Origin of the sequence: Amycolatopsis sp. NBC_00355 (assembly GCF_036104975.1) — a bacterium.
Classification (GTDB): Bacteria; Actinomycetota; Actinomycetes; order Mycobacteriales; family Pseudonocardiaceae; genus Amycolatopsis.
In genome coordinates this window covers 786,064-809,602 of sequence record NZ_CP107982.1, presented here as the reverse complement: position 1 = coordinate 809,602, position 23,539 = coordinate 786,064, and the positions used below count along the sequence as shown (strand labels likewise).

18 protein-coding genes are annotated in these 23,539 nt (G+C 71.9%); 13 read left to right on the top strand and 5 right to left on the bottom strand.

Going from position 1 to position 23,539, the window contains the following annotated elements; genetic code table 11:
- Positions 1-14: 14 nt before the first annotated feature.
- Positions 15-260: a hypothetical protein gene (locus tag OHS18_RS03595; RefSeq protein ID WP_328456114.1), complete on the bottom strand. Its 246-nt coding sequence runs from the start codon at positions 258-260 to the stop codon at positions 15-17.
- 232 nt (positions 261-492) lie between these two features.
- Here OHS18_RS03595 and OHS18_RS03590 point away from each other — a divergent pair, with 232 nt between their 5' ends.
- Positions 493-2,538, top strand: coding sequence for a phosphocholine-specific phospholipase C (locus OHS18_RS03590; protein ID WP_328615903.1), 2,046 nt, complete (start codon positions 493-495; stop codon positions 2,536-2,538).
- Between the two features lie 120 nt (positions 2,539-2,658).
- A complete protein-coding gene (locus OHS18_RS03585; protein WP_328615902.1) occupies positions 2,659-4,134 on the top strand; it encodes a cellulose binding domain-containing protein in 1,476 nt (491 codons plus the stop codon).
- A gap of 472 nt (positions 4,135-4,606) precedes the next feature.
- Here the strand turns inward: OHS18_RS03585 and OHS18_RS03580 are convergent, their stop codons facing one another.
- The gene (locus tag OHS18_RS03580; RefSeq protein WP_328456120.1) at positions 4,607-5,401 is read right to left on the bottom strand and encodes an SDR family NAD(P)-dependent oxidoreductase; all 795 of its coding nucleotides are present in this window, start codon (positions 5,399-5,401) and stop codon (positions 4,607-4,609) included.
- 412 nt (positions 5,402-5,813) lie between these two features.
- On the opposite strand from OHS18_RS03580, the gene OHS18_RS03575 reads away from it, so the two are divergent.
- Positions 5,814-6,428 (top strand): LysE family transporter, encoded by a 615-nt coding sequence (locus OHS18_RS03575; protein WP_328615901.1) that lies wholly within the window; start codon positions 5,814-5,816, stop codon positions 6,426-6,428.
- A 115-nt stretch (positions 6,429-6,543) separates the two neighbouring features.
- Positions 6,544-7,248 (top strand): DUF6008 family protein, encoded by a 705-nt coding sequence (locus tag OHS18_RS03570; protein ID WP_328615900.1) that lies wholly within the window; start codon positions 6,544-6,546, stop codon positions 7,246-7,248.
- Between the two features lie 210 nt (positions 7,249-7,458).
- Here the strand turns inward: OHS18_RS03570 and OHS18_RS03565 are convergent, their stop codons facing one another.
- Complete coding sequence (locus OHS18_RS03565) at positions 7,459-11,550, bottom strand: beta-galactosidase (RefSeq protein ID WP_328615899.1); 4,092 nt, start codon at positions 11,548-11,550, stop codon at positions 7,459-7,461.
- 203 nt (positions 11,551-11,753) lie between these two features.
- Positions 11,754-12,770, bottom strand: a complete 1,017-nt coding sequence (locus OHS18_RS03560) for a LacI family DNA-binding transcriptional regulator (protein WP_328456128.1) — start codon at positions 12,768-12,770, stop codon at positions 11,754-11,756.
- Between the two features lie 145 nt (positions 12,771-12,915).
- On the opposite strand from OHS18_RS03560, the gene OHS18_RS03555 reads away from it, so the two are divergent.
- From OHS18_RS03555 to OHS18_RS03525, 7 genes are all read left to right on the top strand, one after another.
- Positions 12,916-13,857, top strand: coding sequence for an acyl-ACP desaturase (locus tag OHS18_RS03555; RefSeq protein WP_328456130.1), 942 nt, complete (start codon positions 12,916-12,918; stop codon positions 13,855-13,857).
- Positions 13,858-14,662: 805 nt separating this feature from the next.
- Positions 14,663-15,232 (top strand): 3'-5' exonuclease, encoded by a 570-nt coding sequence (locus OHS18_RS03550; protein WP_328456132.1) that lies wholly within the window; start codon positions 14,663-14,665, stop codon positions 15,230-15,232.
- Between the two features lie 134 nt (positions 15,233-15,366).
- Positions 15,367-16,653 carry an extracellular solute-binding protein gene (locus tag OHS18_RS03545; RefSeq protein WP_328615898.1) on the top strand — a complete coding sequence of 429 codons (1,287 nt, stop codon included), beginning with the start codon at positions 15,367-15,369 and terminating at the stop codon, positions 16,651-16,653.
- 70 nt (positions 16,654-16,723) lie between these two features.
- Positions 16,724-17,671: a carbohydrate ABC transporter permease gene (locus tag OHS18_RS03540; protein WP_328615897.1), complete on the top strand. Its 948-nt coding sequence runs from the start codon at positions 16,724-16,726 to the stop codon at positions 17,669-17,671.
- Positions 17,671-18,492 carry a carbohydrate ABC transporter permease gene (locus OHS18_RS03535; protein ID WP_328456139.1) on the top strand — a complete coding sequence of 274 codons (822 nt, stop codon included), beginning with the start codon at positions 17,671-17,673 and terminating at the stop codon, positions 18,490-18,492. The genes OHS18_RS03540 and OHS18_RS03535 overlap by 1 nt, the downstream gene beginning before the upstream one ends.
- Entirely contained in the window at positions 18,492-20,003 is a 1,512-nt protein-coding gene (locus OHS18_RS03530) for a beta-N-acetylhexosaminidase (protein WP_328615896.1), read from the top strand. The genes OHS18_RS03535 and OHS18_RS03530 overlap by 1 nt, the downstream gene beginning before the upstream one ends.
- Positions 20,000-20,746: a GntR family transcriptional regulator gene (locus OHS18_RS03525; RefSeq protein WP_328456143.1), complete on the top strand. Its 747-nt coding sequence runs from the start codon at positions 20,000-20,002 to the stop codon at positions 20,744-20,746. Before OHS18_RS03530 ends, OHS18_RS03525 begins: the two co-directional genes overlap by 4 nt.
- A gap of 4 nt (positions 20,747-20,750) precedes the next feature.
- On the opposite strand, the gene OHS18_RS03520 is transcribed toward OHS18_RS03525, so the two are convergent.
- Positions 20,751-21,659, bottom strand: coding sequence for a hypothetical protein (locus OHS18_RS03520; protein ID WP_328615895.1), 909 nt, complete (start codon positions 21,657-21,659; stop codon positions 20,751-20,753).
- A gap of 117 nt (positions 21,660-21,776) precedes the next feature.
- Between OHS18_RS03520 and OHS18_RS03515 the strand changes: the two genes are divergently transcribed.
- Both OHS18_RS03515 and OHS18_RS03510 read left to right on the top strand, forming a co-directional pair.
- Positions 21,777-22,349 (top strand): RNA polymerase sigma factor, encoded by a 573-nt coding sequence (locus OHS18_RS03515; protein ID WP_442875339.1) that lies wholly within the window; start codon positions 21,777-21,779, stop codon positions 22,347-22,349.
- Entirely contained in the window at positions 22,342-23,466 is a 1,125-nt protein-coding gene (locus OHS18_RS03510) for a CU044_5270 family protein (RefSeq protein WP_328615894.1), read from the top strand. Before OHS18_RS03515 ends, OHS18_RS03510 begins: the two co-directional genes overlap by 8 nt.
- Positions 23,467-23,539 lie beyond the last annotated feature (73 nt).

Here is a 23,539-nt window from a genome sequence, read left to right as displayed (position 1 = left end):
GCAATCGCGGCGGCTCAGCGCAGGATGCAGTCCAGCCCGAGGCCGACGCCGGTGGCCACGTACTCGCAGACGTGCGACGCGTGGGCGGCGTCGGTCTCCGTGCAGCCCAGCGGGACGCCGAGCAGGTCGACCGAGCAATAGGCGTAGAACTGGTTCGAGCTGCCCGGAACGGGGTCGGCCGAAGCCGGGGCGGCCAGGCCGACGGCCGCGGAAACGGTGAGCGCGGCCGCGGCCGCGACGGCGGCGATTCGGGTCCTCATGGTGCTCTCCTCCCGGAATTCCCCTGTGTGCCAGAGGTTTGTGCTGGAGGAGATTCCCCGTGGCGGGCCGGTTCACCTCCGGGTCACCGGAAAGTGTCACAAAACGGGACGGCCAACCGAACAGAACATGAACATTCGATGCGCGATTACGTCCGAACGTAGGTATTTCCGAACAGGTTCGATCACTTAGGCTGACCACGCCCCTGCCGAGGTCCCCCTGGAGGCTCCTGTGATGGCCGACCCGCGTCGTTCCGGACTCACCCGCCGCAGTTTCCTCGGCGGTGTCGCCGCCGCCGGCGCGCTCGGGGCCCTGCCACCCGGGATGGCCGAAGCGCTCGCCGAACCGCGGGTGCGCGGCAGCCTGTCCGATGTCGAGCACGTCGTGGTCCTGATGCAGGAGAACCGCTCGTTCGACCACTACTACGGCACCATGAAGGGCGTCCGCGGCTTCGGCGACCGGTCCTCGATCGTGCAGCCGAACGGCCAGGACGTCTTCCACCAGCCGGACTCCGGCCGCACCGACGGCAAGTACCTGCTGCCGTTCCGGGTGGACACGTCCAAGGTGGACGGTCAGGACCTCGGCGACCTCGGCCACGGCTGGGACGACCAGCACCGGGCCATCGCGAGCGGCGCGAACAACGCGTGGGTGCCCGCCAAGGGCGAGATGACCATGGGCTACTTCGACCAGGGTGACATCCCGTTCCACCGCGCGCTGGCCGACGCGTTCACCCTGTGCGACCACTACCACTGCTCGGTGCAGGGCCCGACCACGCCCAACCGGCTCTACCTGTTCACCGGCACCATCGACGCCGACGGCCACGGCGGCGGCCCGGCGAACTACAACCCGGCCGACTACAAGCCCGTGTTCAGCTGGACCACCTACCCGGAACGCCTGCAGCAGCAGGGCGTTTCGTGGAAGGTGTACGCGAACAAGGAGGTCGGCGACGCGGGTGGCTCGTTCGTCGGCGACTACGGCGACAACCCGCTCTGGCTGTTCAAGGCCTACCACCAGGACTACGCGAGCGAACTGTCCAAACGGGGTAGTGTGTTCAAGACCTGGGGTCCGGATTCGGGCCAGGGCAAGGACGTCGACCACGTCCTGTCGGAGTTCACGGCCGACTGCGCGAGCGGCTCCCTCCCCCGCGTCTCCTGGATCGTGGCGCCGTACGGCTACTGCGAGCACCCCGAAGCGCGTCCGGTCGACGGCGCCGCGTACACCCAGACCGTGCTGAACGCCTTGTGGGCCAACCCGAAACTCTGGGAGTCCACAGTGGTCCTCATCAACTACGACGAGAACGACGGCTTCTTCGACCACGTCGCGCCGCCGATCGCGCCGCCGGGCACTGCGGGCGAGTACATCGGCGGCAAGCCGATCGGGCTCGGCGCGCGGGTGCCGATGACGGTGATCTCGCCGTGGAGCCGCGGTGGCTGGGTCAGCTCGGAGGTCGCCGACCACACGTCGGTGATCCGGTTCCTCGAACGCTGGACCGGTGTCGCCGAGCCGAACATCAGCGCGTGGCGCCGCGCGCTGTGCGGCGACTTGACGAGCTGCTTCGACTTCGGCGCGGCCGACGTCCGGATCCCGCTCCTGCCGGACACCGCGGCCCTGCGCAAGCAGGCCGACGACACCCAGCGCAAGCTGCCGAAACCCGCGCCGCCGGCGACCGGGAAGCAACAGGCGCCCGCGCAGGAAGCGGGCACCCGCCCGGCCCGCGCGCTGCCCTACCAGCCGCTCGTGACGACGTCGCTGAGCGCCGACCACCAGATCCTGACCACGACGTTCGCCAACCAGGGCACGGCGGCCGTCCAGCTCACCGCGTACCGCAACGACGGGCAGACCGACGGCCCGTGGGGCTACGACGTCGCCGCCGGCAAGCAGGTCGGCGACACCTGGCGGATCCAGGCCTACGGCGGCGGCAAGTACGGCGTCGCGGTCCACGGCCCGAACCGGTTCCGCTGGGTCTTCGCCGGGGACGCGAACAGCGCGGGCGCCGGGGTCGACGTCACCGCCGGCTACACCGCCGACCACAAGCTGCGGCTGACCCTGCGCAACGGCGGCACGACGGCCGTCAAGGTCACGGTGACCGCGAACCACTACCGCACCGACGGGCCCTGGACGTATGTGCTGGCCGCGGGCCAGACCGTGACCGACGACTGGAACGCCGTCACCTACGGGTCCGGCTGGTACGACCTGTCGGCCACGCTCGACGCCGACCCGAGGTTCCTGCGGCGGTTCAGCGGGCACATCGAGACGGGCTCACCGAGCATCACGGGGTAGTCGTTCACATCCGTGATGGGCGTTCAGTTTGTTGACGCATGTCACATCCGTGACCTATAAAGGGACAGTCCGGGTGTACGCCGCAACACCTCCGTCGTAACCCTCTCCCGGAGGTCACGGGTGTCCCGACGAAGTCCGCTCCGCCGTGCCGCTTTCCTCGGCGCCGCAACCGTTGCCGCCACCGTCGCCGCCATCGCGCTCACCGGCGGCGGCCCGGCGCGGGCCGCGGCGGCGAACCTGTCCGCCTCGTTCGCGCAGACCTCGGTCTGGACCGGCGGCTACGGCGGCGAGTACACGATCGCCAACCGCGGTGACGCCGCGTCGACCGGCTGGACCGTCGAGTTCGACCTGCCCGCCGGGTCGTCGGTGAGCAGCTCGTGGAGCTCGGTGAAGACCCAGAGCGGGCAGCACTACAGGTTCACCAACGCCGGGTTCAACGGCGCGGTCAAACCCGGCGCCACCGCGAGCTTCGGCTTCAACGTCGCCGGCGCCGGTGTCCCCGCCGCGTGCACGATCAACGGCGCGTCGTGCGCCGGCGGCGGCCCGATCACGACCACGCCGACCACCCCGACGACCACCACCACGCCACCGCCGACCACGACGACCACGCCCCCGCCGAGCGGCGACACCGTGAACGTGTCGACGGCCGCCCAGCTGCAGGCCGCACTGGCGAACGCCGCGCCGGGCCAGGCGATCAAGCTCGCGGCCGGCACATACCGCGGCTCGTTCGTCACGACGAAGGCGGGCACGGCGGCGAAGCCGATCACGCTGTCCGGCCCGGCCGGCGCGATCCTGATCAACGACGGCCCGAGCGGGGACGCGCCGGACTGCCCGGTGCCGACCGCGGGCTGGGACTCCGGTTACGGCCTGTGGCTGTCGGGCGCGCCGTACTGGAACCTGACCGGTTTCACCGTGCAGGAGGCCAAGAAGGGCATCGTCGTCGACAACTCGCCGCACACGACGATCGACGGCGTGAACGTCAACCACGTCGACGAGGAGGCGGTGCACTTCCGGCGTTCGTCGGCCGACAGCGTGCTGAAGAACTCCACGATCACGTACACGGGCCTGGTGCAGCCGGGGTACGGCGAGGGCGTCTACCTCGGCTCGGCCAACTCGAACTGGGCCTGCCACGGCAACGCCGGCGGCGTCGACCGCGGCGACCGGATCCAGGTGCTGGACAACCACATCGGCCCGTTCATCGCGGCCGAGCCGATCGACGTCAAGGAAGGCACCACGGGCGGGATGATCCGCGGCAACACCTTCGACGGCCGCGGCATCTCCGGCGAGAACTCGGCGGACTCCTGGATCGACGTGAAGGGCATCGGCTACACGATCGAGGACAACACGGGCACGTTCGCCCCGCCGGGGGTGTTCGCGAACGGGTACGAGAACCACAACACCAGCACGTCCCCGTCGTTCGACAACGGCTGCGGCAACGTCTGGCGCAACAACAAGTCCGACCTCGGCGGGGCCGGGGCCTACGCGATCAAGATCAGCTCGGTGTCCAAGTGCGCGGCCGACCCGAACGTGGTGTACGCGTCGAACACGGTCACGAACGCGACGTCCGGGCTGACGAACATCACCGTCACCCCGTAGCGGCCTCGTGGGTGTTCAGGCGGGTTCCGACCCGGCTGGACACCCACGACCGGCTGCCTGGTCAGAGGTGCATCGCCAGCCAGAGCGCCACCCAGGCGGCGGCCGCGAAGGCCGCGCCCATCACCGCTCCGAAGAGCACCCGCCGTACGGCCACCGGTGTCCTGGTCTGCTCCATGCTGATGATCATGAACCACGCGGCCGGATCCCGACAGGCGGCGCGCTCGACCGGGCGACCCCCGCGCGGGGTACCCCGGCGACGCACGTCACTCCGCGGCGCGGAACACCCGCAGGCCCACAGCGTTGTAACGGGTGTCGGTACGGCGGTGCCCCCGGGCCTCACCCCTTGCCTTCACGGAATACCGGTCACGCTGGAGCCGTGTTGTGCCTTCCGCCGCGAGGCGGCCCACCGTACCGGCCTCACACTCCCGCTCCCACCCGAGGTGCCCCCGTGCTTCAGGGCGGGGGCGGGACCTCACGGCACGATGGAGTCGACGTACCCGCCGTCGACGCGGACGGCCGCGCCGGTGGTCGCCGACGCGAACGTCGAACCCAGGTACACCACCAGGTTCGCGATCTCCTCGGGCTCGATCAGCCGCTGCAGCAACGACTGCGGCCGGTGCTTCTTCATGAATTCGCGCTGGGCTTCGTCCCACGGCAGGTCCTTGTCGACCAGTTCGTAGACGAAGTCCTCGACGCCGCCGGTGTGCGTCGGGCCCGCGATGACGGCGTTGACCGTCACGCCGGTGCCGGCCGCGTGCTTGGCGAACCCGCGCGAGACGCCCAGCAGCGCCGTCTTCGACACTCCATAGTGGATCATCTCGGCCGGGATGACGATCGCGGAGTCGCTGGCGATGTACTGGATCCGGCCCCAGCCGCGCTCGATCATGCCGGGCAGGTAGGCGCGCGTGAGCCGCACTGCGGCGAGGACGTTGACCTCGAAATAGCGCCGCCAGTCCGCGTCGGTGATGTCGAGGGGCTCCTGGGCGCCGAAGATGCCGAGGTTGTTGACCAGGATGTCGGCGTCCGGCACGGCCTCGACGACCTGCGCCGCGCCGGCCTCCTCCGAGACGTCCCCCGGGGCGGCGACGAAGTCCGCGTCCGGCAGGTCCTGCTTCTGCCGCGCGATGGCGGCCTGCACACTGTCGGAGCTGCGGCCGTTCACCGCGACCCGCGCCCCCGCGGCGGCGAGTCCCTTCACGATCGCCGCCCCGATGCCCTGGGTGGACCCGGTGACCAGCGCCGTCTTCCCACTGAGGTCGACCCGCATCGTGAAAGCCCTTTCTCGCACGGCCGTGGTTCCGGCCGATTCAAGCACAGCCCACGGGCGGCCACCGGCTGAAGCCGAACCGGCCCCCCGAGCGGCCAACACACTGCCCGGAACAGCCGACACGGCGACCGGAACGGCCAACACGCGCACGCCCCGACGCACCGGCCGTGGTGGCCGTTCCCGCTCGCGTGTTGGCCAGGTCCGGGCAGCACGTTGGCCGGACCGGGCAGCGTGGTGGCCGTTGTGGGGGCGTTGGGGGCAGTCGCGAAAAGGGGTTGCCGGTGTCCGCGGTGGTCGGCACCATCTGCGCCATGACCACGCACCGCATGCCGCTCCTGCCGACCGTCGCCGCGATCTCCGCGCCGGTCCAGCAGCAGCCGTGCCGTCCGCGGAGGTCCGGCCCCTTCGCGTCGTGACGGGCGCGCTGGTCGCCGGCCTGCTGGCCGGCTACGGCATCGCGATCCCCGTCGGGGCCGTGGCGACCTACCTCGTCGCGCTCACCGCCCGGACCTCACTCAAGACCGGCCTCGCCGCCGCACTCGGCGTCGCGACCGCCGACGGCGTGTACGCGCTGGTGGCGGTCCTCGGCGGCGCCGCGATCGCCGGGGTGATCACGCCCGTCGCGCAACCGCTCAAACTGGTGTCCGCGGCGATCCTGATCGTGCTGGCCGTGCGCGGTGCGGTCCACGCCCTGCGTCGCGGGCCGGCGGCCGACCGGCCGGTGACCGTGCTCGGCGCCGGGCGCGCGTACGTCAGCCTGCTCGGGATCACCCTGGTCAACCCGACCACGGTCGTCTACTTCACCGCGCTGGTCGTCGGCGACCGGGCCGGAACCGCCGTCACCGCCCTCGACCAGGCGGTGTTCGTGCTGGCCGCGTTCGCCGCGTCGGCGAGCTGGCAAGCGCTCCTCGCCGGCGGCGGCGCTCTGCTCGGCCGGGTCCTGACCGGGCCGCGCGGCCGGCTCGTGACGGCGCTCGTGTCGAGTGCGGTGATCACCGCACTGGCCGTCCGGCTTGTCCTGTCGTGACCCGGAAAGCATTGTCCTGTAACGGTTTGCCCGATTCCGCGGACGCACGGTGGAAGACGTTCGCACGCCGCCGCGCGGCTAGTCTCTGACCAGACCGGGGGAATTGGAGGCCGTCATGACCATGCCCATGTCATCGATGTCGGGGTGGGACACCGCGGGCGCGATACTGATCGTGCTGTGGGCGCTCGCCATGTGGGCGGCCGTCGGGGTCCTGGCCTACGCCAACCGCGGGCCGGTGCGCCCGTGGGTCTACCGCGGTTCGGTGGCGCTGATCGGCGTCGGGGTGATCGGGCAGCTCGGGCACCTGCAGGAGCACGTCGCCCAGGTCGGCTACTGGCTCGGCCACCCGAACTCGCCGTCCTGGATGACGCCGTGGGGCACCGGCCTGGCCAACGGGCTGCAGATGGTCCTGCCGAACCGGCCGAGCTTCGGCATGGAACTGCTCCACCTGACCGGGAACTTCATCTTCCTCGCCGGCCTGGCCGGCGTCATGGTGATCACCCGCCGCGCCACGAAGACCCGGACCCGCCGCTGGGGGAAGATGGGCGTCTGGATGCAGGGCCTGCACGGGCTCGAGCACCTGGTGCTGACCCTGTCGGTGGCGTTCGGTTCGCGCGCGATCGGCCTGTCGACGTTCTTCGGCCTCATCGACCCGGGCCCGGGCCTGACCACCTACCGCGTCTGGTGGCACTTCATCGCGAACGTCATCGGCACGGTCATCTTCGGGCTGGCGCTCTACAACCTGTGGAAGGAGCGCCGGGCGATCCGCGCGACCTACGTCGTCCGCCCGGCGCCCGTCCTCAGCGAGCAGGCGGCGTGACGCACGCCTGCATGGCCAGAACCGCTCGGCCAGGCTGCGCCACACCTGCGTGAGTGCCGGGCGGTCGGCGTGATCTACCGCCACCGCCCGGCACCGGCGCTCACCGACCAGACGACGTAACGCAAGTCAGCGTGCGCGGCCAGGCCGCACCACACCCGCGCGAGCGCCGGGCGATCCGCGCGACCTACGTCGTCCGCCCGGCGCCCGTCCTCAGCGAGCAGGCGGCGTGACGCAGGTCAGCGTCGGCTGGGCCCAGTCCGCGTGGTCGTTGCCGTTGCCGTCGCCGCCGTCGTTCACCAGCAGGTCCAGGACCTGGGCGCCGGTGACGTCGACGTCGATCGACGCGGCCGCCTGCCCGCCCCGCAGCACCGGGGTCGTCACCCGGGTCGTGCCGTCCACCGAGACGCTGAAGCTGACGCTGCCCGCGGTGCCGACTTCGCCGTCGACGCCGACCGAGGCCGTGAGGCGGGTGCAGGCGCCGGCCAGGTAGAGCTGGACGTCGCCCGGCGCGTGGACGCCCAGGCCCTTCGCGTACGCGGTCCCGGCGATCGTCATCGGCTTGCCGTCGCCCGCGTTCGCCTCGCCGTTGCTCGTGTCGCGTTCCACCGGGCCCCAGCCGTTGGCCGCGGTCAGGAACGGCAGGTCGCTCACCGCGTCCTGCCCGGCGGGCGGCGCGGCCGGGACCGCGCCGACGATCCGTTCGTCCGTCACGGTCCCGGGCCGTCCGGCCTGCCGGTAGCCGACGCGCACCGTCAGCGCCGAGGTGTCCATGGTGGCGGGAGCGGTGACCGGCCAGGTGAACGTCGCCGACGCGCCGCCGTCGATCCGCGCGACCGAGGGCGGTGCCGCCGCGCCGACGGTCCACCCGGCCGGCGCGGTCAGGACCGGCCGCACCTCCGACGCCGGGGGCGCGCCCGCCGGGACCCGGACGGTGGCCGAAGCCGTGAACGACTGCCCCGCCGTCGCGGTGTCCGGCACCGCCAGCGAGACCGCGGCCGTGGGTGCCGGCGGCATCGCGTACCGGCCGTCGTAGCCGGGCGACGCGTTCTGCCGCACCGACAACGGCGACCGGTGCGAACCGTAGTTCGTCCAGGTGAGGTTCCCGAGCCCGCCCGTGCTGCCGTCCAGGTTCCACACCGCGACGGCGATCGTGTTGCGGCCGTTGGGATTCAGGATCCCGTTCGGGATCGGGAAGCTGTGCTGCGGCCCCAGGTAGTTGACGTACTGGCCGAGCTGCCACCCGTTGACGAACAGCAGCGCCCGGTACTGCCGCCCCGGGTCGTCGGTGATCGTCAGGCCGAGCGAGGTGTCCTGGCCGCGCGGCAGGTCGAGGTTCGCGGTGGTCCGGTACCACGAGACGCCCGGCGCGCTGTCCTTCGCCGGCAGTGTCGCCGGCTTCCAGCCCGCGTCCGGGAAACCGGGCAGCGACCACCCCGCCCGCTCGCCGTACAGGCCGCCCGTGTTGAGCGGGCCGCGCACGGTGTCGAGGCCCTGCTCCCCACCGCGGACGCCCTGCAGCCGCCAGGTCACCGACGTCAGCGCGGACCCGGTCAGCCGCGCCGACGTCAGGCCGCGCGCGGCCTTGCTGCCGTTGGCCGCGCCGTAATCCTCTTCGTGGCCCATGTTCACGGTCAGCACGGAGATCTCGTTCTCCCCCGGCCGCAGCGCACCGGCCGGGAAGGTGAACGTGTGCTGCTGGGTCGTCGAACTGCCCAGGAAGACGCCGTTCAGCCACGCCGAGAACGCGCCCGCCGGCCCGCCGCTCTGGCTGTTCAGCGTGATGCCGGACTGCTTGCCGTCGCCGGTGAAACGGCCGCGGTACCACGTGTTGCCGGTGTGGAAGCCGTAGTCGTCGGCGAAGAGCACCGGTTTGGTGCCGAGCGCGGTGCTGCTGTTGGTGGTGGTCTTGTCGGCGACCGGCCACGCCGAGTCGTCGAAGCCGGGTGCGCTTTCCGGCGACTCCTGCTGGTGTTTCCAGCCGGTCAGGGCGGGCAGGGTCACCGGTTTCGCCGTCGGCAGGGTGCCCGTGCGGCTGTCGCTGGACGTCGGCCGGGTGTTCACGGGCTGCCCGTTCCAAGTGACGTTCCCAGGGCCGAAGACCTCGAACGCGCCGTCGGTGCCGGTGTCGCCGGTCAGGTCGAGCCGGCCGGGTCCGGCCGTCGCGGTGCGCAGCAGGTCGGTGCCGCGGACGAGCACCGGACCGGCCGCGGTGTCCTGCCGCCAGAACGTCCCGGCCGTCGCCTTGTCCGCGAGCAGCAGGAGCAGCGGCTTCTTGCCCGGCGCGCTGACGAGAACCCGGGTCAGGCCGTCGTGGGCGTAGTTCAGCCGGAGGTCGCCGCGGGCGGCGTCCCAGGTGCTGGTCGCGGCGCCGTCGAGGACCTGCACCTTCGGCTGCTGCGCGAACCGCAGGACGGTTTCGCCCGGCCCGCCGTGGTCGCCGTAGAGCACCGCGAGGTCGCGGCCGCCGATCGTCGCGGACGTCATGATCTCGGACGTCGAGTACTGCAGCCGCGTCTGCCCGAGGTCGTAGCCGGCGACGACGATCTTGGACTGGCGGCCGTCGAGCGTGAGGCCGGTGCCGGGCTGCTGCGGCACGACCGGGTAGTAGTCGGTGCTCGCCGAGAGCAGGTCGACGGCGTCCACGACGACGAACGGCCCGGTCGCCTGGGCGTTCTTCTGCCCGGTGACGGCGATCTTGAGCGTGTGCGCCCCGGCGGGCAGGCCGCGCACCTCGTAGCCGGTGACCTGGTTCTGCTTGCTCGCCGCGTAGAGGTCGACGGTGCTGACCTTGACGTCGTCGAGGTAGACGTCGGCGATCCCGTGGCTCGGGTCCTTCGAGGTGACCCAGCGGATGCCGGCACCGGTGAACGGGATGCTCACGCTGTCGCCGGTGACCTCGGAGAACGACTCCGTGTGCTGGTAGTCGCCGCCGGTGTAGTCGACCTCGGGCCCGGCGTGGGTCCAGGTGCCGGTGTAGCCGACCTCCGTCGCGCGGTCGTCGTAGCTGTAGCCGGCGCGGGCGGCGAGGTCGAGCGCGAGGCTCGTGGTGTTCTTCGCGTTCGACGTCGAATCGGTGTGGCGCAGGGTGTGGAACTGGGTGCGGGTGTCCGGGTTGATCCGGGCGGTGTCGGTGAGCGCCGGGTCGGTCAGCGGCGCCGCGGCGAGGCCTTCGGTCTTCGTCAGCGGGGCGACGGACTGCGTGAAGTAGCCGATCAGCTTGTCCTCGGTGTACTTCGGGTCGTACTGGCGGGCTTCGGTGATCGCCGCGCCGTAGTCGTAGGAGGTGTAGTTCTGCGGGATCGCGCTCCAGCCCCAGGACGTGCCGCCGTGCAGCATGTAGAAGCTCTGGCCGGTGGCGCCGACCGCGATGTTCTGCTTGTAGAAGACGTTCGCGAACTTGTCGTTGATCAGCTGCGCGCACTTCGCGTACCCGGGGCCGCCCCACGGGTCGAACGCGCCGCCCTGGAACTCGGCGGTGATCAGCGGTTTCCCGGGCACGTGGTCGTAGCTGATGTCCGGGACGCCGTTCCACTTCTCCGGGTTGGAGCAGTCGAAGCCCTGCGGGTAGGAGTCGGCGGCATCGACGTCGAGTGCGGCTTCGCCGGCGTTGAAGGTGCCGTTGTTGTTGCCCACCAAGGGAACCGTGATGCCGTCGGCGTGGGCTTTGTCCTCGAGGTGCTTCATGTAGGCGCGGCCGTCGGCGTCGCCGTTGTAGTACTCGTTCTCGACCTGGTAGGCGAGCACGCTGCCGGTGCCGTTGGTCAGCTGGTGGCGCGCGATGATCCGGTCGATCCGGGTCTGCCACTCGTCGGAGTACTTCAGGTAGACCGGGTCGGCGCTGCGGGTGTGCCCGGGCGTGGTGGACAGCCAGGTCGGGAAGCCGCCGCCGTCGACCTCGGCGTTGATGTAGGGCCCGGGCCGCGCGATGACGTAGAGCCCGGCCTGCTGGGCCATGTCGAGCAGCTTGTCGAGGTCGCGGACGCCGGTGAAGTCGTAGACGCCCTGGCGGGGCGAGTGGTAGCCCCAGTCGAAGTAGAGCGACGTCGCGTTGAAGCCGGCGGCCTTCATCTTCTGGAAGATGTCGAGCCACAGGTCGGGGCTGGGCAGGCGGTAGGAGTGGAACTCCCCCGACCAGAGGTACGTCCGGTTCCCGTCGACCAGGAAGGAGTAGCCGTCGTAGGTGACGGTGTGGTTCGCCTTCGCCGGTGGCGGCGCCGCGGACGCCTGCTGCGGGACGAGCACCCCGGCGAGTGCGAAGACGACCGAAAGCAGGGCGGCGAACAGCGTCCGGACGGTGCGCATGGCGAGGTCCTCCTGGATCGGCGGTGAACCAGAATGTCGGATTCACGCAGAATCGAACACGAACGCTAGGGAACCTCAACAGAAGCCGTCAAGATACGACACCAGGATGGATCAAGCCGGAGGTCGGTCGGTAGTGCAGACGGACGCAGCTCGTGAGTGTTGAGGGCGGTTAGAACCGCCCTCAACACTCACGAGGGCCGGAGTCAGCGCGGGCCGGTGCTCTCCCGCACGATCAGCTCGGCGGCCACGAGGTGGCGCGCGCCGATGTCGCCGCCCGCCATGCGGGCTTCCAGCAGCCCGAACGTGCGGCGGCCGACCTCGATGAAGTCCTGGCGGAGTGTCGTCAGCGGCGGGGAGAAGTACGCCGCCTCGGGGACGTCGTCGAAGCCGGCGACGTGGACGTCCGCCGGGACCCGCAGGCCGGCCTCGGTGAACGCGCGCAGCAGGCCCAGGGCCATCTGGTCGTTGGCCGAGAAGACGGCGCCGAGCCCGCGTTTTCCCGCGAGCGCCCGGCCGGCCTCGTAGCCCGACCGCGGGCTCCAGTCGCCGCGGACCACCGCGGGGACCCGCAGGTCGTGGCGTTCGAGGGTCTCGCGCCAGCCGCGTTCGCGGTCCCGCGCCTCGAGCCAGTCCTCGGGTCCGGCGAGGTGCCAGACCGTCTTGTGGCCCAGGGCCAGGAGGTGTTCGGTCGCGCGGCGGGCGCCGTCGTACTGGTCGACGGAGATCACCGGCACCGGCGCGGCCTCGCCGCCGCCGACCGCGATCACCGGGATGTCCGCGGGCGCGGCGTCCAGGGCGCGGCCCGCCGTCACGTGCGGGGCGATGACCACGATGCCTTCGACGGCCTGACGCCGCAGGTTCTCCACCGCGTCGGCGATGGACGACCGCCCGGGACGGCCGACGCTGCAGATCGCGACGCCGTAACCGGCCTCGCGGGCGGCGTTCTCGATGCCGTAGAGGGTGCTCGCCGGGCCGTAGAGGTTGGACTCCAGCGCGACGACGCCGAGGGTGCCGGACCGGCCCGTGACCAGCGTCCGGGCGGCCGAGTTGGGCCGGTAGCCGAGCTTCTGGACGGCGGCCAGCACCCGGACGCGGGTGTCCGGGTGCACCGGCCCGCTCTCGTTGACCACCCGGGAGACCGTCATGTGCGAGACCCCCGCCAGGCCCGCGACGTCGGCCAGGCTCGGCTGGCGCTCCCCCGTCCGCGTCCGTTCCGCCACCCGGCCCCCTCCAGTCGTGCGATCGCTGTGTTCACGATAACGAGTCCCGGTCGGCGGGGTCGGGAACCGCGGGGACCCGGCGTTCGTTGCCAGTACCTACGGCACCGTAAGTTACGGTCGCGTAGGTGACGGAAGGACGTCCGCTATGCCGGTCCCCGAAAGCACGCGCCTGATGTTCGAGCTGGAGGGCACGGTCGAGGAAAACCTCAACCGCCACCTCGCGGCCGCTCAGGAGTGGATGCCGCACGAGTACGTCCCGTGGAGCCAGGGGCGTGACTTCGCCGACCTGGGCGGACAGGCGTGGGACCCGGAGCAGTCGCGGGTGACGCCGATCGCGCGGACCGCGCTCGAGGTCAACCTCCTCACCGAGGACAACCTCCCCAGCTACCACCGCGAGATCGAGCGCGCCTTCGGCCGCGACGGCGCCTGGGGCACCTGGGTGCACCGCTGGACGGCCGAGGAGGGCCGCCACGGCATCGCCATCCGCGACTACCTGCTCGTGACGCGCGCGGTCGACCCGGTCGAGCTCGAGCGGATGCGCATGGAGACCATGCAGGCCGGGTACGAGACCGGCGACAAGCCGCTGCTGCACGTCTGCGCGTACGTGTCGTTCCAGGAGCTCGCGACGCGCCTGTCCCACCGCAACACCGGCCGTTACACGCAGGACCCGCTGGCCGAGAAGCTGCTCGCCCGGGTGTCCACGGACGAGAACCTGCACATGGTCTTCTACCGCAACCTGGTCAAGGCCGCGCTGGAGATCTCGCCCGACGCCATGGTCCGCGCGATCACCGACGAGGTCGTCGACTTCGCGATGCCGGGCGCGGTCATCCCCAGCTTCGTCCGCAAGGCGGCGCTGATCGCCAAGGCGGGCATCTACGACCTGCGCATCCACCACGACGACGTCGTGATGCCGCTGCTGCGCTACTGGAAGATCTTCGACCTGACGGGCCTCGGCGAGGTCGGCGAGACGGCGCGCCAGGAGCTGGCGGACTTCCTCAAGACCCTCGACGCCCAGGCGTCCCGCTTCGAGGAACGCCGCGACGCCGCTGCCGCACGGGCCGCAGCTCGCGGGTTGCCGGCGATCTGACGGAAGCCGCGGGGCCGCTATCGGACGACGACGCCGCGTCCGGCCGGCGGCCCGACGATCCGGCGGAGAAGGTTCCGGCCGGTCGGCGCCCCCGCCCGGCTCCGAACGGCACGGGCGGGCGAGCGGCTCCGCGGCCGGCCTGCCGCCGCGGCAAGCCCGCCGCGACGGTCGGCGGCAGCCTGCCCGCATGAGCCGTCGCAGCCTGCTCTGCCGACCGACAGCCTCACCCGGGCCGCCGCTGCGGGCGGCGACATCCTGCCCGCACGACCCCGGCGCGGCCTCGCACCCAGCGCGGATCCTCGCGAGCCGGCCTCGCGAAGCCCTCGGTCAACGGTGCCGACAAGCCACCGCAGCGGCCGGCGCAGCCTCGCACTGCCGACCGACGGCCCACCCCGGCCGCCGCGCCGGGCGGCGACAGCCTGCCCGCATGAGCCGTCGCAGCCTGCTCTGGCAATCGACAGCCCCACCCGGGCCGCCGCTGCGGGCGGCGACAGCTTGCCCGCACGACCCCGGCGCGGCCTGTCGCCCCAGCGAGCGGATCCTCGCGAGCCTGACCCGACCAGCCCCGGTCGACCGCGCCGCACAACCCGCCGCAGCAGCCGGCACTGCCCAGTACCGCCGGCGGCAACCCCGCCTGGGCCACCACGGCAGGCCACCGCTGCGGCCTGACACCGCCGGCCGGCGACCTCGCCGGGCCACCACGGCAGGCGAGGGAACCGGCCCGCACGGCCACCGCCGGTGCCCGGCCCGGAACCGTGCGGATCTTCACGAGCGCCGACAGCCGATTGCCCGATACGCTGCGGGAATGGCGGCCGCTCCTCTGCTCAATGTCGTCGATGTCGAGGCGACGTGCTGGGCGGGTGCGCCGCCGCCCGGGCAGTCGGCCGAGATCATCGAGATCGGGCTGACCGTCGTCGACCCGGCGCGGCGGGCCCGGCTCGACCGGCACCGGATCCTGGTGCGTCCGGAACGCTCGGCCGTCGGCGCGTTCTGCACCGAGCTGACCGGGCTCACCCAAGCCGACGTCGACGCCGGTGTCAGCTTCGCGGAGGCGTGCGCGATCCTCGCCGCCGAGCACGCGACGACCCGGCGCGGCTGGGCGAGCTGGGGCGACTACGACCGCCGTCAGTTCGAGCGCCAGTGCGCGGCCGACCCGGCCGCCTACCCCTTCGGCCTGCGTCACCTCAACGCGAAGGCCCTCTTCGCGCGCGCCTACCACCTGGCCCGGCCGGTCGGGATGGATCGCGCGCTGGCCATCGCCGGGCTCCCCCTCGAAGGCCGGCACCACCGCGGGGACGACGACGCGTGGAACATCTCGGCGCTCGTGCTGCACCTCATCGGCCGCGGTGGCTGGCCGCGGCCTCCCCAGAAGTGACCAATGGTCACCAGCCGATGCAACGCCGGGACCTGCACGTCGAGAAACAACAAGGTCTAGACCAAACGACCTAACTTCGTTGACTTTACCAATGGTCACCTGCAAGCTCCTCACCACCCGAGGAGGTTGCCCCCGTGAACAGACGCTCCCTTGCCGCCGTGACCGGCACGCTCACCCTCACTCTCGCGCTCACCGCCTGCGGCTCCTCTCCCGAACCGGCCGCGGCGCCGGGTGGCGGGCAGCTCACCGTGTGGCTGATGAACGGCGACCTGAGCGACCAGGCCACCGCCGCGATCAACACCGCGTTCGAGAAGGCCACCGGCGCGAAGGTGACCGTGCAGATCCAAGAGTGGGACAACATCAACACCAAGATCAGCACGGCGCTCGCGCAGGACACCACGCCGGACGTGATCGAGATCGGCAACACCGATGTCTCGCTGTTCGCCGCCAACGGCGCGCTGACCGACCTGACCGCGCACCGCGACGACCTCGCCGCGGGCCAGACCTGGCTGCCCGGCCTGGCCGGACCGGCCACAGTGGACGGGAAGAGCTACGCCGCGCCGCTGTTCGCCGGCAACCGCGCGGTGATCTACGACAAGCAGCTCTGGGCCGACGCCGGGGTCACCGCGCCGCCGACGACGTTCACCGAGCTGACCGCGGACCTCGACAAGATCAAGGCCAAGCACCCGGAACCGGGCTTCTCGGCCTTCCACTTCCCCGGGCAGTACTGGTACGGCGCGCTGCAGTTCGTCTGGGACGCCGGTGGCGAGCTGGCCACGCAGTCCGGCGGCAAGTGGGCCGGCGCGCTCGAATCGCCCGCCGCGCAGCGGGGACTCCAGGCGTGGAAGGACTTCCAGGCCGCGTACTCGACGCCCGCGTCGCGCAACGTCGACACCAAGGCACCCGACCAGGCCGCGATGTTCGCCGCCGGGGGCGCCGGGGCCATCCTCGACACCAGCGTGAACACCGTGCTGAAGAACAAGCCCGAGCTGAAGGACCGCCTCGGCACTTTCCCCTTCCCCAGCGCGACGCCGGGCAAGAGCCAGCCGGTGTTCCTCGGCGGGTCCGACCTCGGGATCGCCGCGAAGAGCAAGAACCAGGACCTCGCGCTCGCCTACCTGAAGGCCGCGGCGAGCCCGGCCGTGCAGCGCGACGCGATCGTCGGCATCGACGGCTGGACGCCGGTGTCCCCGCAGATCATCGACCAGGTGACGCCGACGCTGCCGCCGGTGCGGGCCGCGTTCTACGCCGCCGCGAAGTCGAGCGGCACCACGCCGGCCACCCCGGGCTGGGCGACCATCGAGAGCGACAAGTCCGTCAACACCTTCTTCGCCGACATCGCCACCGGCCGCAAGTCCGTGGCCGACGCGGCGCGGGACTTCGACGCCCACCTGAGCCAGGCGCTCAACACCACCCAGTGACCGGGCGGGACGTCCGCGGTGGATTGCCGTCCTGACCGCGGACGTCCCACCCACCCGACGGAGGAACGCCGTGAAGGTCCTGAAGCGGCCCGCGCCGGTCGCGCCGCCACCATCCACGCCCGCCCGGAAACGCCGCCGCCCGCTGCTGCCCTACGGCCTGCTAGTGCCCGCCGTCGTCGTCCTCGGGCTGGTGCTGGGGTATCCGCTGGTCCGGCTGCTGCTGATCTCGGTCCAGGAGTACGGCCTGCGCGCGCTGTTCACCGGCACGGCGGGCTGGGCCGGCTGGGACAACTACGCCGCGGTGCTCGGCGACGACCAGCTGGTGCCGGTGCTGCTGCGCAGTATCGGGTTCTGCGCGGCCTTGGTCACCGGGACGCTCGTGATCGGCCTCGGCGTCGCGCTGATGCTGCGGCGGCTCGGGCGCCGGATGCGGGTCGCGGTCACGATGAGCCTGATCGCGGCGTGGGCGCTGCCGAACGTGGCGTCCACGCTGGTCTGGCAGTGGCTCTTCCAGCCGGGCTACGGCGTGGTGAACTGGCTCCTGTCGCGGCTGGGCCTCGGCGACTTCACCCAGCACGACTGGACGACGACCCCGGCGTCGGCGTTCACCCTCGTGTGGCTGCTGGTGGTGTGGCAGTCGGTGCCGTTCGTGGCGCTCACCCTGCACGCCGGGCTGACGCAGATCCCCCGCTCGTACTACGAAGCGGCCACTTTGGACGGTGCCGGGCCGTGGCGGGTGCACCTGAGCATCACCTGGCCGTTCCTGCAGCCGATCCTCGGCCTGGTCACGATCCTCTCGGTCATCTGGGACTTCACCGTGTTCAACCAGATCTGGATCCTCACCCAGGGCGGCCCCGGCCAGGGCACGACGACGCTCGGGATCTGGACGTTCACCCGCGCCTTCAGCACCAACTCCTTCGGCCAGGGCGCGGCGATCGCCGTCGTCTCGGTCCTGTTGCTGCTGGCCATGACCATCGTGTACGTGCGCCGCCTGGTGCGGGCGGGAGAGGACTTCTGATGCGAGCACGGCGGATCGGCACCAACGTGCTGGCTTCGGCGTTCTGCCTGGTGTGGGTGTTCCCGGTCTACTGGATGGTGAACACGGCGTTCAAACCGCGCGGCGACATCCTGAGCCCGACCCCGCAGTTCCTCCCGGCGCACTTCACGCTCGGCAACTTCGCCGACGCGCTTGCGAAGCCGGGCTTCACCCGCGACCTGGTCAACAGCGTGGTCGTGACGGTGTCGGTGGTGCTGCTGGCGATCGTCGTCGCGTTCCTGGCGGCGACGGCGTTGACGCGGTTCCGGTTCTTCGGCCGCCGCGGCTTCCTCATCGGCGTGCTGATCCTGCAGATGGTGCCGGTGCCCGCGCTGGTCATCCCGCTGTTCCTCGGGCTCAAGAGCGCACACCTGCTGAACAACCTGTTCGGCCTCACCCTCACCTACGTGGCGCTGGTGCTGCCGTTCACGATCTGGACGTTGCGGGGTTTCCTCCACGGCATCCCCGTCGAGCTCGAGGAGGCGGCCATGGTGGACGGCGCGTCGCGCGGCCGCATCATGGGTTCGGTGCTGCTGCCGCTCGTGCTGCCGGGGCTGATCGCGACCAGCGTGTTCGCGTTCATCACCGCGTGGAACGACTTCCTGTTCGCCTACGTGATCATGAAGGACCAATCCGGTTACACGCTGCCGGTGTGGCTGGTCTCGTTCAGCACCAGCGCCGGGACCGACTACGGCGGCCTGATCGCCGCGTCGACGCTGTTCGCGCTGCCGGTCGTCGTGTTCTTCGCCCTCGTCCAGCGCCACCTCGTCGAAGGCATGACCGCGGGCGCGGTGAAGGGCTAGTGCTCCCTCTCGTCCCCCGGCCCGCGGAACTGACGCGGCACAACGGGTTCTTCGCGCTCCACGCCGGCGTGCGCGTCGTCGCCGGCCCCGGCGCCGCACGCGCGGCCGACCTCCTGACCGGTTTTGTCGGCTCGGGCCACGGCCCGGAGATCCGGCTGTCCCTGCGGCCCGGGCTCGGGCCGGAAGAGTACGAGCTGGACGTCGCCGAGGACGGCGTCACGCTCGTGGCGAGCGCGGAAGCCGGGCTGTTCCACGGCGTCCAGACGCTGCGGCAGCTCGGCCCGGACCGCTGGCCGTGCCTGCGGATCCGGGACCGGCCGCGGCTGGCCTGGCGCGGGGTGCTGCTCGACGTCGCCCGGCACTTCATGCCCCTGGACTTCCTGTACGAGTTCGCCGATCTCCTCGCGCTGCACAAGTACAACGTGCTGCACCTGCACCTCACCGACGACCAGGGCTGGCGGCTCGAGATCGACGGCCGGCCCCGGCTGACCGACGTCGGCGCCTGGCGCAGCGAGTCCATGGTCGGCGCGGCCGGCAGCACGGTCTTCGACGGCGTCCCGCACGGCGGCTTCTACACCCGCGCCGAGCTGCGCGGACTGGTCGTCCACGCGGCCGCCCGCGGGGTGCGGGTCGTGCCGGAGATCGACCTGCCCGGGCACGTCCGGGCGGCGCTGGCCGCCTACCCGGAGCTCGGCAACCACCCGGAGCGGCGGCTGCCGGTGTGGACCGGGTGGGGCATCAGCCCCGACGTCCTCGGCGTGCACGACACGGCGCTGGACTTCTGCCGCGACGTCCTGGCGCAGACGGCGGAGATCTTCCCGTCGCGGCACCTGCACATCGGCGGGGACGAATGCCCGACGACGCAGTGGGAAACCGCGCCGGCCGCCGTCGCCCGCGCGAAAGCGCTCGGGTTGTCGGACACGGCCGAACTGCACGCCTGGTTCCTCGGCGAGCTGCACGGGTTCCTCGGCGAACTCGGCCGAAAATCGGTCTGCTGGGACGAAACGGGCCGGTCGCCGGGCCGCCTGCCACCGGCGATGACCGTGGCCAGCTGGCGCGACGCCGCCCACGGCGCGCAGGCCGTCGCCCGCGGCCACCAGGTGATCATGGCGCCGCACACGTCCACCTACTTCGACTACCCGCAGACCGACGGGCCGGGCGAGCCGCCGCGCGAGCTCGTCACCACGCTCGCCGACGTCCACGCCTACGACCCCCTGGCCGGAAACCTGCCCGCCGCCGACCCCGACGACGGCGGCCGGCCCGGCGTCATCGGCACGCAGGCGCAGCTGTGGACCGAGCACGCGCCGACCCCCGACCACGTGCGGCAGCTGGCCTTCCCGCGGCTGTGCGCGCTCGCCGAGTCGGCCTGGTCCCCCGGCCCGCGCGACTATGCTGACTTCCAAGCCCGCTTGGCCGGTCACCTGGATCTGCTGCGCGCGCTGAACGCCCTGCCGAAGGAGCGCGTCCGGTTCCCGGGTGCGGTCCCCACACCCCGAAAGCCGAGAACTTGACCGCAGACGCGCTCGGACCCGACCGGCCTCCCACCGCGAAACGGGACCGGGTCCGCCGCCACCTGCTGAACGTGATCGAGAAGGCCGGCCCGGGCACCGGGCTGGCCTCGGAACGCGACCTGGCGCAGGAGCTGGGGGTGTCCCGCCCGACCGTCCGCGCGGCCATCGACGAGCTCACCCGCACCGGCCTGCTGGTCCGCCAGCGCGGCCGCGGCACGTTCACCAGCCCGCACAAGGTCACCCAGGAGCTCGCCGGCAGTGCCGCGGGCCTGGGGGTGCCCCCGGCGGAGGGGAACTGGACCAGCGAGGTCGTCGCGTTCACGACGGCGCCGGCGAGCCCGCCCCGCGCCGCGCGGCTGGAGGTGGCCACCGGCGCGCCGGTCCTGCGGGTGACGCGCGTGCGGTACGTCGACGAGGAGCCGATCGCCATCGAGCGGCTGGACCTGCCCGCCGAGCTCGTGCCCGGGCTGGCCCCGGCCGACATGGAAGCCGGGAACTTCTACCGGCTGCTGCGGGAGCGGTTCGGGATCACCGTGGCCGAGGCCGAGCAGACCATGGAGCCGGCGGTGACCAACCCCGAGCAGGCCGAGCTGCTGGACGTCCCGGTCTACGCGCCGATCCTGCAGGTCGAGCGGGTCACCCGCGACACCGGCGGCCGGATCGTCGAGCTGACCCGCTCGGTCTACCGCGGTGACCGCTACCGGATCACCTCGAAGCTGCGGTTCGACGCCGACTCCGGCTGAAGGCTCACCTCTCCCAGCCGAGCGGTCCGGAGAGCGCTTTCACGACGGCCGTCACGCGGTCCGACGCCTCCGGCCAGCCGGTGCCGGCGGACTGGGCGCTGAGCACGACGACGATGTAGCGCCGGCCCGCGACGAGGCCGCTGGTGTGCAGGTCGCGGCCGGGATCGCAGCACGACCAGCCCTGCTTGACGGCCCAGTCCGCGGCCGTGACGGCGCCGGGGATGCCGAAGTACTGGTCGAAGCCGTCGGCGCCGTGCTCGGTCGCGCCGTCCAGCGCGTGGAGGACGACCTGCCGGGTCGTCTCCGGCGCTTTGTCCATCAGGTACTCGTAGAGCCGGACCAGGTCGCTCGCCGTCACGACGGTGCTCCCCCAGTGCCCGGGATCGACGGGCGGACGGGTCGAGGTCATGCCGATCCGGGACGCCCAGCTCGTGACGAGCCCGGGCCCGCCGAGCTTCGACCACAACTGGCTCGCGACTTCGTCGTCGCTGCGCGAAAGCATCTGCGAGACGGTGCCGGCCGGGACGCCCTGCCGGAGGGCTTCGAACGCGATGAGCAGCTTCACCAGCGACGCCGACGTGTAGGTCGCGTCCGGGCGGTAGGAGACGAGGTCGTCGCCGTTCTTGCGGTCGTGCACGAGCACGCTGAGCTTGCCCGGCAGCAGCTTCGCCAGCTCGCCGCCGGACGGCAGGCCGGACGCGTCCGGCGTCGGCCTGGGCTTGGCGTGCGTGGTCGGCGGCGGCGCCGAGGTCGCTGTCGTCGCGACACTGGTCGTCAGCGGCGGCGCCGTCCCGAGCGCCGGCGCGGAGGCGGCCGCGGGCCCGGTCGGGTGCAGTGTCGCGGCCGCGACCAGCATCGCCACGACCGCCCCCGCACACAGCCCGGCCAGCAGCATCACGTTTCGTCGGTGCATACCCGGCTCTTGTCGGCACGCCCCGGCCGTGTTCTCGCGAACCGGCCGGAATGTGGCCTGCGTCTCATCCGGACGCGAAATCGGGGACGCGGGCGAGCGCCCGCGACAACAACTACCGTGACCAGAATCGTCGAACGGCTGGACCGGCCCGACTTCGCCGCGCGGGACCCGAAAGAGGTCTTCGCGCGGCTCTTCGACGAGTACGCCCACCCCCTGCGCGGTTACCTCGCGGGCCGGGTGGGGGTGCACGCCGCCGACGACCTCGTGGCGGAGACGTTCGTCGTCGCGCTGCGCAGACGCGGCAGCTACGACCCGGAGAAGGCGCCGATCCGCGGCTGGCTCTACGGCATCGCCACCAACCTGCTGCGCAACCACGTCCGCCAGGAGGTCCGCGGCTTCCAGCTGACCGCCCGGGCCGGGGCCGACGACCGGCCCGCCGAGAACCACGACGCCGACGTAGCCGGCCGGGTCGACGCCGCGGCGCGCCTGCGCACCCTCGCCGGCGAGCTGGCCGCACTGTCCGAACAGGACCGCGACGTCCTGCTGCTCACGTCCTGGGCCGGGCTCGAACCGGCCGAAGTCGCCGAAGCGCTCGGCGTCCCCGCCAGCACCATGCGGTCGCGGCTGCACCGCGTGCGCCACCGCCTCCAGGCCCTGCTCGTCCCCACCGAGGAGAATGTCCATGAATGAGCTCGACGAGACCCTCGAGCGGCTGCACCACGACGCCCGCACCGCGCCCGCCGACCTGACCGCGGCCCGCGCGAAGCTGATGGCGGAACTGGACGCCGGCGCCACCGTGCTTCCCCTCCGGCCGCGCCGGGTCCCGCGCTTCGCGGTGCCCGTCGCCGCGGCCGTGGCCGGAGTGGTCGCGGTGACCGCCGTCGTCGTCGTGCAGACCGGCTCGTCCGAGCCGCCCGTCGCCGGCCCGGCGCCGTCCGGGCCCGCCCCTGAGTCCTCCTCTGGGTCCGCCCCCGTGTCGTCGCCGGACATCCGGCTGATGTCGGCCGTCGAGGTGCTCACCCGGGCCGCGGACATCAGCGTCGGCGCCGTCGACCAGCCGCTGGCCCCCGAGCAGTTCCGGTACGTCGTCGAGCACACCTGGGTCGGGCGCGGCGTCCAGACCGGGAACGCGACCGGCTACTCCTACCTGTGGGAACAGCAGATCCAGCGGTGGATCCCGGCCGACGAGCACGATGTCTGGCAGGAGGACCGCAAGATCCTCGGCACCGGGAAGTTCCTCGGCGGCTCCGTGCCGCAAGCGCAGGCCCCCGAACCGGAGATCACCGACACCGACCAGGGTCAGTGGCAGGGCCGCTGCGGCGACTTCTTCCCGAAGTCCAAGCCGGCCAAGAAGTGCGACGACCCCACGGACTGGGACAGCCCGGCCTTCTACGCGACGCTGCCGCACGATCCCGCGCAGCTGTACACGAAGCTCCAGGACCTGACCAAGGGCCGCGGCTCGACGCCGACCGCGATGTTCCACTTCGGCACCGAGATCCTGCGCAGCGGGATGATGCCCGCCCCGCTGCGGGCCGAGTGGTACCGGGCGCTGGCGAGGATCCCGGGCATGAAGGTGCTCGCGGCCGAGGCCAACCTCGACGGCCGCACCGGCGTCGCGCTCGGGCTCGACGACCGGCACGAGCTGCGGCAGCTGATCATCGACCCGGCCACCGGCCAGTTCATCGGCGAGCGCACGATCGCCGGGACGCAGCCGGACGATCCGTGGATCAAGCCCGGCACGGAGACCGGCGCCAGCGCGATCACCACGGCGGTCGCGGACCGGCTCGGCGTCGCCCCCGCGAAGTAGGCCCCGCGAAGTAGGCCCGCAAGTCCGTGAAGGCCTCCTTGAGGGACTCTACGTCCGTGAAGGAGGCCTTCAC